Below are 8227 nucleotides of genomic sequence, written 5' to 3'. Positions count from 1 at the left end.
AGGCCACCTTACGGGCGTCAGACGCCCGTAAGGTGGCCTTAACGGCACTTCCGGCTACGGGAGGGTGGCCAGCGACGCGTCGAGCGTGGCCGCCGACAGCTCGTTGTCCACCATGTCCCCGGCCAGGTAGGCGCCATACGCCGGCAGGTCCAGGTGCGCGTGCCCGCACAGCGCCGTGAGGATCACCTTCTCCTCGCCGGTTTCCTTGCACCGCAACGCTTCCTGGATGCACGCGGCCAGCGCGTGCGTCGGCTCCGGCGCCGGGATGATGCCCTCGGCCCGGGCGAACCGCACGCCCGCCGAGAAGCACTCCTGCTGCCCGATCGCGATCGCCTCGATCAGCCCGAGCTCGTAGATGTGCGAGATGAGCGGCGACATCCCGTGGTAGCGCAGGCCGCCCGCGTGGATCGGGTCGGGGATGAAGTCGTGGCCGAGCGTGTGCATCTTCAGCAGCGGCGTGAGCCCGGCGGTGTCGCCGAAGTCGTAGGCGTACTTCCCGCGCGTCAGCGACGGGCACGCGGCCGGCTCGACCGCGCGGATCACCGGGTCCATCCGGCCGGCCAGCTTCTCCCGCAGGAACGGGAACGCGAGCCCGCCGAAGTTCGACCCGCCGCCGGTGCAGCCGACCAGCACGTCCGGGGTGTCGCCGGCCAGTTCGAATTGCTTCAGCGCCTCTTCGCCGATGATCGTCTGGTGCAGCAGCACGTGGTTGAGGACGCTACCCAGCGCGTACCGCGCGTCCGGGTCCTGCGCCGCCTGCTCGACGGCCTCGCTGATCGCGATGCCGAGGCTGCCCGTCGAATCCGGGTGCTCCTTGAGGATCGCCCGGCCGGACTCGGTCAGCTCGGACGGGCTCGGGTGGACGGTCGCCCCGAACGTCTCCATCATCAGCTTGCGGTAGGGCTTCTGGTCGTAGGACGCGCGGACCTGCCAGACCTCGCACTCCAGCCCGTACTGGGCGCAGGCGAACGCGAGCGCGCTCCCCCACTGGCCGGCGCCGGTCTCGGTGGTCAGGCGGGTGACGCCTTCGGCCGCGTTGTAGAACGCCTGCGGCACGGCGGTGTTCGGTTTGTGCGAGCCGACCGGGCTGACACCTTCGTACTTGTAGTAGATCCGCGCCGGGGTGCCGAGCGCCTTCTCCAGCCGGCGCGCCCGGTACAGCGGCGACGGCCGCCAGAGCCGGTAGACCTCCCGAACCTCCTCCGGGATGTCGACATAGCGATCAGTCGTCACTTCCTGGGCGATGAGCGCCTGCGGGAAGAGCGGGGCCAGGTCGTCCGGTCCGACGGGCTCCCGGGTGCCGGGGTGCAGCGGCGGGGGCGGCGGCTCCGGCAGGTCGGGGATGACGTTGTACCACTGGGTCGGCAGCTCGTCTTCGTCCAGGATGTACTTGGTCTTCTCAGCCATCGAACCTCCTTGGTCGGCACTTCAACTTAGGACGCCACCGGCCCCGGAGCCAGTACGGTGACCCGGTGGGGAACCTCGTCCTGATCGACGCGCCGTCCAACCTGGGCCTGCGGCCACCGGCCGAGGGCGCGGTGCCCGGCTGCTACAAGACCCCCGGCGTGCTGCGCGACCTCGGCATCCTCGATCGCCTGGGCGCGGCCGACGGCGGCGTCGTGACGCCGGGGCGCTACGTCGGTACGTGGTCGCCGGGCGACGGCGTCCGCAACTCGGCGGCCATCGCGTCGTACACGCGTGCGCTGGCCGCACGGGTCGCGGCGGTCCGCTCGGCGGGCGGGTTCCCGGTGGTACTGGGCGGCGACTGTTCGATCTCGCTGGGCGCGATGCTGGCGCTGCGCCGGTCCGGCCGGTACGGCATCGCCTACCTCGACGGCCACGACGACTTCCGCCACCTGGGCATCGCGGACCACGTCGGCGCGGCGGCGGGCGAGGACCTGGCGATCATGACCGGCCGCGGCGCCGGCGACCTCGCCGACATCGACGGGCTGCGGCCGTACGTCCGCGACAGCGACGTCATGGTCCTCGGGGTGCGGACGGCCGAGTCGGCCGACCTGCGAGCCGCGGGAATCCCGTTCGTCACCTCGGAAGCGCTGATGGCCTCGGCGCCGGTGCTGTCGTTCCCGTCGTCCCCGGACCTGGACGGCTTCTGGGTCCACGTGGACATCGACGTCCTCGACCCGGCGTACGTGTCCGCAGTGGACAGTCCCGATCCCGGCGGCCTCGATCCGTCCACGTTGGTCTCGGTCTTGCGCGAGCTGCTGGCCAGGCCGGGCGCGGCGGGCTTCGAGCTGACGGTGTTCGACCCCGACCTCGACCCGGACGGCCACCAGGCCGAGCTGGTCGCCGACATCCTGGAAAGGTCCCTGCGATGACCGACGTGCTGACCGGCCTCCCGCTGTGGCACCCGCCCTCGGGCCGCGGCCCGGGTTTGGTGCTGGTCCAGGAGATCTTCGGCCTGGACGACTACTTGCGTTCGGTGGCGGCGGACCTGGCCGCTTCCGGTTACGTCGTGGCGGTTCCCGAGCTGTTCCGGCGGACGGCCCCCGGCTGGTCGTCCACCCACGACGAAGCGGGCGTGGCGGCGTCGATGAAGGTGGCGTCCACGTTCGACCCGGCGCTCGGGCTTTCGGACGTCCTGGCGACGGTGGCCCACTTGCGTGGCCTGCCCGCGGTTTCCGGTGGCGTTGGTGTGCTGGGATTCTGCTTGGGCGGATCGCTGGCGTTCGCGGCCGCGGCGGCGGGCGACCCGGACGTGGCGGTGTCGTTCTACGGCTCGACGGTGGCCGCTCAGATCGCGGACCTGGCGGAGATCACGTGCCCGATCCAGTTCCACTTCGGCGGCCAGGACCCGTTCATCCCGCGCGCGGATGTCCGCGTGGTCGAGGAGGCGGTGACGGCGCACCCTGGCGCGGAGATCCACGTGCAGGAGGAGGCGGGACACGCGTTCCACAACAACGTGGCCCCGATGTTCCACCACCCCGAGGCGGCGGCCCGCGCCTGGGCGCTGACGACGGACTTCCTGCGGCGGACCCTGCCGGCCGGGGTCAGCGGCCGTGGTGCGTGAAGGCTCCCCAGATCGTCACGTCGGTCGTTTCCGGCAGCGCGAGGTCGCCGATCATGGCTTCGGGCAGGTCGGCAAGCGGTTCGCGCGCGGGGTCGAGCATCCAGAGCTGGGCGGCGCGTAGCGCTTCGGCGGGCGGGAGGCGTTTCCGGACGAGGAAGTGGTGCGTCGCGAACATCAGGACCGCGGTGCCGCGATCGCCGGTCTCCCAGCGGGATCCGATCACGGTGACCGCGCCGGCGGCCAGGAAGGCCGTGGCGAGGGTGAGCGCTTCGTCGTAGTCGACCGCGGTCAGGTCGCTGCTGCAGGACGTCAGGATGACGGTCCCGCCGGGGCTGCCCGGCTCGCGGCGGGCGGCGTGGCGGAGCACGGTGTCGATGGGCAGGGCCTCGGTGAGCACCAGCCGGGACGCCTCGGCCGCGGTGCCGACTTCGGCGTGACAGCTCAAGTGCAGCAGTGACGCGCCTGCCGTGTCGGCTCCGGGGACGTGCGCGAGGAACGCGGCCGGTGTCGCGGGCAAAGCCTCCGGCAGCGGTGCGCCATCGTCGTCGGACTCGAACCCGCGCAAGTCACCCAGCAGCACTGCTCCCGGGTAGAAGACGTCGTGCAGCACCAGTGCTTCTTCCGCGGCGAACCCGAGGCTTCCCCGGGGGTCGGTCACCAAGACCGGTGCGCGGCCGATCGGCTGCGCGGGCCGGCGCACGCTGTCCAGGAACTGGCGCGCCGACGCCGCGGTGGACAGGACCAGCTCGGTGCAGCCGAACCGGGACCCGCCGAGCCGGGCCGCCGGCCACGACACGACCCCCAGCTCTCCCAAGGGGACCAGCACGACCCGGCGGCCGCGGCCGACCGATTCCAGCACCGTGCCCAGCACCGCCGTACCGGCCCAGTCGCACAGCGCGGCCAACGCCGTCTTCCACGCGGCGACGTCGTTCTGGTCGGCGGCGATGAACTCGGCGAGCGGCCCGTCCGATCGCACGATCAGGTCCGGCAGTTCGCGGCTGATCGGCCGGCCGTCCCGGTCGACGCCGATCAGCCGCCCGGGCGTCCCCTCGGTGCCGGGCACGACGTACACCAGGGCGTCGATGTCGTTGCCGGCCAGCTCGCCGGCGACCTCGGTCATCGAGGGCGCGACGAACAGCCGGGTCCCGGCCGGGCTGTCGCGCAACACCTCCAGCACGCGATGGCGCAGCTCGCCGCTGGTGACCGGCTCCGGAACAGCGCCTTGCCGGGTGTGGTCCGCCCACGCGTCGGCCAGGTCCGGGTGGCCGAGGTCGCGCAGCGTCTTCGGTACTTCCAGGGTCGAAGTCGCCGCGTGCAGGGCCAGCCCGCGACCGAGTTCGATCGCGCGAAGGGCCGCATCGGCGTCCTCGGCGGCCAGGCACCACCCGGCGAGGGCGGCCGCGTCCGCCGCCGCGCCCCGCGCGGTGAGCACGGCGTGGCCGATCCCCGTCTGCAGCAGGACGAGACCGGCCTGTTCCTCGAGTGCCGCGAAGCCGTGGCGGCAGGCGAGTTCGCGCTGCCCCGCGGCCCAGTAGGCGCGCGCGAGGGCACGGAGGACCTCGATCACCTCCACGCCGTCGGCCGACTGCCTGGCCTGCTCGAGATGCGCCACCGCACGGCTCGCCGCATCGGCCGGCCCGATGCCTCGTTCGTGAGCCGTCAGGTAGGCGAGGCCCAGCAGTGCCCGCACCGTCGTCCGGTGCTGCGGGAGCGTGACCCGGTCCAGCCGGGCTTCGAGCCGCTCGATTCCGGCGAGGACCTCCTCGGACTCTCCGTCGAGGACACCGGCGAGCGCACTGGCGGTGTCGGCCATGACCGCGAGCATGTCGGCGGAGTGCCCCGGTACGGGTCCACCGGTGAGCCGCGCGTGCAGGTCGCCGACGGACTCCCGGACGTTCGTCGCACCGGTCAGGGCCAGCCTCAGCCCGGCGAGCCCCGCCATGAGCTCGGCGCTCGGCCGCACCACGTGCGCCGCGGGGAGCCGGGCCACCGCCTCGTCCAGCCGCTCGGCCGCGACGGCGAGGCCGACGTCGTCCGCGGTGCGCAAGGCCCGGCTGACGTCGATCGACGCGGCGAGCGTGGCGATCACCGCCGAACCGCCGGCGGGGTCGTCCCCGGCCGCCGCCGCGGCTTTGTCCAGCAGCAGCGCGGCGGAGTCGGCGTCCTCGAGCAGCCCTTTGACGAGGTGCCGGTCGGCCAGGACGCCGCCGACCAGACCGACCGCGACGGCGTGCAGGTCGTCGTCGGCGGGCAGGGTCCGGACGACCTCCAGCAGATCGGTGACCCCCGCGGCGGTCTGTCCAGGGTTCCCCTGGGTGCCGCGCAGGATCGCCAGCATGGACCGCAGCAGGAGATCCGCGCCTTGCCGGGCGGGCCCCGCCTCGCCGGTCCGGGCCAGCACCTGGTCGACGACATCCTGTGCCTGGGCGATCCGGTCCGGGGTGGCTTCCACCGCGGCGGAAGCCAGCAGGGCACCGGCCAGCCGGCGGCGGATGATGTCGGAAAGCGGATGCGCCTCGGGCACGGACGACGCCCGCTTCAGCAGCTCTTCCGCTTCCCGCAGGTCGTCCGGGCCACCCTCCCCGGCCCCGCCGACCAGGAGGGTGGCGAGATCGGCCCGGAGCATCGGCGTGAGCATGTGGTCTTCCGGCAGCCCGGCCAGCTGCTGCCGCAGCCGGTCCGCCTGCACGGCCGGTTTCGCCGCCGGCGTGATCATGGGCATCATCAAGCGCAGCAGCTCGATTCCCGGGTTGCCGGTCTGCGGGGCGTCGTCCAGCACCTCGTTGAGCGCGGCCACGGTCGACTCGGACGGGTGCGCGGCGCCCGACTCCATCAGGTCGGCCAGCGGGGACATGAGGTCGAACAGCGCGCGGATCCCGGGTGGCAGCGAATCGAGGCCGGTGGCGGCCGACACCCGGGCTCGCATCTCGGCGACTCCGGCCAGCAACCCCGCCTCGCCGGTCCGCCCGATCCACTCCGTGGCTCGCAGGACGGCGCCGAGGTCCGGGACGGGATGGTCGCGCAGGGCTTCGGCCGGCGTCCGGCCCACCATGGTCAACATCAGCGCCAGCTGGGACATCCGGTCACGCTGCTCGGCGGTGCACGCCGGGTCGGCCTGCACCAGATCGGCCAGTTCGGTGGCCCGGACCCGGTCGGCATCCGAGCCGCCGTGCTGGACATAGCGGACCGCCAGCGCCGCGGCCAGTTCGGCCCGCGTCGCGCGCTGCTCGTCGCTGCCGTCGTCGAGTTCACCAAGCCGGCCGGACAACTCGGTGATCCGGCGCTCGGCTTCGTCCGCGGTCATGTTCGCCTCTCGATCTTGCTGAGCCGGAAATGACAAAAACGTGACAACAATCGGACGCTTCCCATTTCGATCACGCCGATCCTTTCGGCGATCCGCACGCCGTGGAATCCACCGTACTCGTCGGCTCCGACGCGTGCGACACTGCACGCGCGGTGTCCGCGGCCGACGGAGAAGAGGACTTGTCGTGATTGCTGACGGGGAACCGGATGAATGGCCGCTCGAACCGGCGGAACGGATCGAACTGGTTTCCACGGACCCCGCTCTCCGCGGGCCCGGCGAAACCCGGGTCGTCCTTTCCGCGATTATTTTCCACCCGCCGAGCGCGCACGTGACCGCCTGGCGCGACCCGGCCGGGCCGGCGCCCGGAACCAGGGTGGTGGAACTGCGGTACGGCGTCGAACTCGACGTCCTGCCGCACGGGACGGCTTACCGCACGGCCGACGTGATCATGACCATCCCCGAGGACTGCCGGGTCGTGGCCGCGCCGGACCTCCCCGGGTCGGAGCACGACCTCGGCGGTAGCCGGTTCCGTCAGCACTTCGACCTGCCCGAGGCCGGGAAGACCGTCCGGACCCGGCTGATCGTCGAGGTTCCCGCCGGCCGGACGGGCCTGACCGGCAGCATGACCTGCGAGGTGGACCTGCGCCGCGACTTCGGGGCCCGATGGCGCCGGGTTCCGGCGGTGGCGGCGCAGAAGACGTCGTTCACCACCGGAGTTCCCGGACACCGCACCGGTTCCGCGGTCCGGTTGTTCGTAGCGACCGATCTCGCCGGCTTCAGCCGGCGCGGCCCCTTGGGCAGCGGAAGGGCGCAGCGGGGTACGGCGGAAGTGTTCGACCGCGCGACCGGAGCCACGGGGATCGAGCTCGACGACCGGCAGGTGCAGGGCGACGGCCTGTTCCTCGTGTTCCACCCGGCCATCGACGAACGAACCGTGCTGCGCGCGTTCTACCTCGAACTGTTGTCGGCACTGCGCGAGCACAACCGCGATCTGCGACCGGAAACGGCGCTGCGGCACCGGATCGGCATCGATCGGGGGCTCTCCGAACGCACTCCCCTCGGCTGGGACAAACGGGCACCGACCGCGGCCACCCGGCTCTGTGACTGCGCGCAGGCCCGCACGGCGCTCGAAGACAACCCGAAGGCTCCGTTCGTGCTGGTGGTGTCCGACCCGCTGTACCAGGACATCTTCAGTGACCCGGACCACGACCCGCCCGGCACCACCTTCACCGAGATCGCGATCGAGAACCCCGCCAAGGGTTTCGCCGCCACGGCCTGGATGCACGTCGCCGGCGAGTGAAGACGTGCCCCGCTCACTCCCCGCCGACCTGCCGCCGCATGTGCGCGGCGAGCTGCTGCGGGGTGTGCTTGTACGCGTCGAGGTAGACCGTGTAGGCGTGCAGCACGTCGGCCGGCAGGTCGACGTCGCCGAACACCACCGGCAGGATGTAGGGCTCCGGGCGACCCAAGGCGGTGGTCATCGCGAAGCAGAGTTCGTCCATTCCGAACGACGACGCCAGGTACTCCTCCGAGATGAAGGGGACCACGAACCGGGTTCCGGTCCGGTAGACCCGGCGCATTTCGACGAGGACGTTGCGGCCCCACCAGTCACCGCTGATGTCCTCGTCGTAGAACACGCGCAGGCCCAGCTGCCGCGCCGCGAGCACCGTCTCGTGCACATAGGACCGTTGCCTGCCCGAAAACGAGACGGCGATGTCGTAGTCGAACCGCACGGCGGCGGGCCGCCGGCCGGGCCGCTCGAACGGCAGCACTTCGGCCGGCTCCGGTCCGGCCCCATCATCTTCGCGTACCGCCCTCATCGCGCACCTGCCCGTCCTCCACTGCGAGACCCCGTTGACCGCAAGTGTGGCGCCGCCGCCGGCCGGCGACCGCCC

At 72.2% G+C, this 8227-nt stretch carries 6 protein-coding genes; 3 read left to right on the top strand and 3 right to left on the bottom strand.

Going from position 1 to position 8227, the window contains the following annotated elements; translation table 11 throughout:
- Positions 1–54 precede the first annotated feature (54 nt).
- Positions 55–1407 carry a TrpB-like pyridoxal phosphate-dependent enzyme gene (locus QQ657_RS48545; RefSeq protein ID WP_284749221.1) on the bottom strand — a complete coding sequence of 451 codons (1353 nt, stop codon included), beginning with the start codon at positions 1405–1407 and terminating at the stop codon, positions 55–57.
- A 65-nt stretch (positions 1408–1472) separates the two neighbouring features.
- On the opposite strand from QQ657_RS48545, the gene QQ657_RS48540 reads away from it, so the two are divergent.
- Positions 1473–2336 (top strand): arginase family protein, encoded by an 864-nt coding sequence (locus tag QQ657_RS48540; protein ID WP_284749220.1) that lies wholly within the window; start codon positions 1473–1475, stop codon positions 2334–2336.
- Positions 2333–3028: a dienelactone hydrolase family protein gene (locus QQ657_RS48535; RefSeq protein WP_284749219.1), complete on the top strand. Its 696-nt coding sequence runs from the start codon at positions 2333–2335 to the stop codon at positions 3026–3028. Before QQ657_RS48540 ends, QQ657_RS48535 begins: the two co-directional genes overlap by 4 nt.
- Here the strand turns inward: QQ657_RS48535 and QQ657_RS48530 are convergent.
- The gene (locus QQ657_RS48530; RefSeq protein ID WP_284749218.1) at positions 3009–6332 is read right to left on the bottom strand and encodes a CHAT domain-containing protein; all 3324 of its coding nucleotides are present in this window, start codon (positions 6330–6332) and stop codon (positions 3009–3011) included. The two genes, QQ657_RS48535 and QQ657_RS48530, sit on opposite strands and share 20 nt — an antisense overlap.
- 184 nt (positions 6333–6516) lie before the next feature.
- Between QQ657_RS48530 and QQ657_RS48525 the strand changes: the two genes are divergently transcribed.
- On the top strand, positions 6517–7632 hold the full coding sequence (locus QQ657_RS48525) for a hypothetical protein (RefSeq protein WP_284749217.1): 1116 nt from the start codon (positions 6517–6519) through the stop codon (positions 7630–7632).
- Positions 7633–7645: 13 nt separating this feature from the next.
- Here the strand turns inward: QQ657_RS48525 and QQ657_RS48520 are convergent, their stop codons facing one another.
- Entirely contained in the window at positions 7646–8152 is a 507-nt protein-coding gene (locus tag QQ657_RS48520; protein WP_284749216.1) for a TIR domain-containing protein, read from the bottom strand.
- Between the last annotated feature and the right edge of the window lie 75 nt (positions 8153–8227).

It is taken from the genome of Amycolatopsis ponsaeliensis (assembly GCF_030182635.1).
GTDB lineage: Bacteria > Actinomycetota > Actinomycetes > Mycobacteriales > Pseudonocardiaceae > Amycolatopsis > Amycolatopsis ponsaeliensis.
This window is presented reverse-complemented; position numbering and strand designations above follow the sequence as displayed.

What these genes read in the sequence shown, in the direction of transcription:
- QQ657_RS48520 (WP_284749216.1), bottom strand. Translation starts at nt 8,152, where the DNA reads ATGAGGGCGGTACGCGAAGATGATGGGGCCGGACCGGAGCCGGCCGAA.
- QQ657_RS48530 (WP_284749218.1), bottom strand. Translation starts at nt 6,332, where the DNA reads ATGACCGCGGACGAAGCCGAGCGCCGGATCACCGAGTTGTCCGGCCGG.
- QQ657_RS48545 (WP_284749221.1), bottom strand. Translation starts at nt 1,407, where the DNA reads ATGGCTGAGAAGACCAAGTACATCCTGGACGAAGACGAGCTGCCGACC.
- QQ657_RS48535 (WP_284749219.1), top strand. Translation starts at nt 2,333, where the DNA reads ATGACCGACGTGCTGACCGGCCTCCCGCTGTGGCACCCGCCCTCGGGC.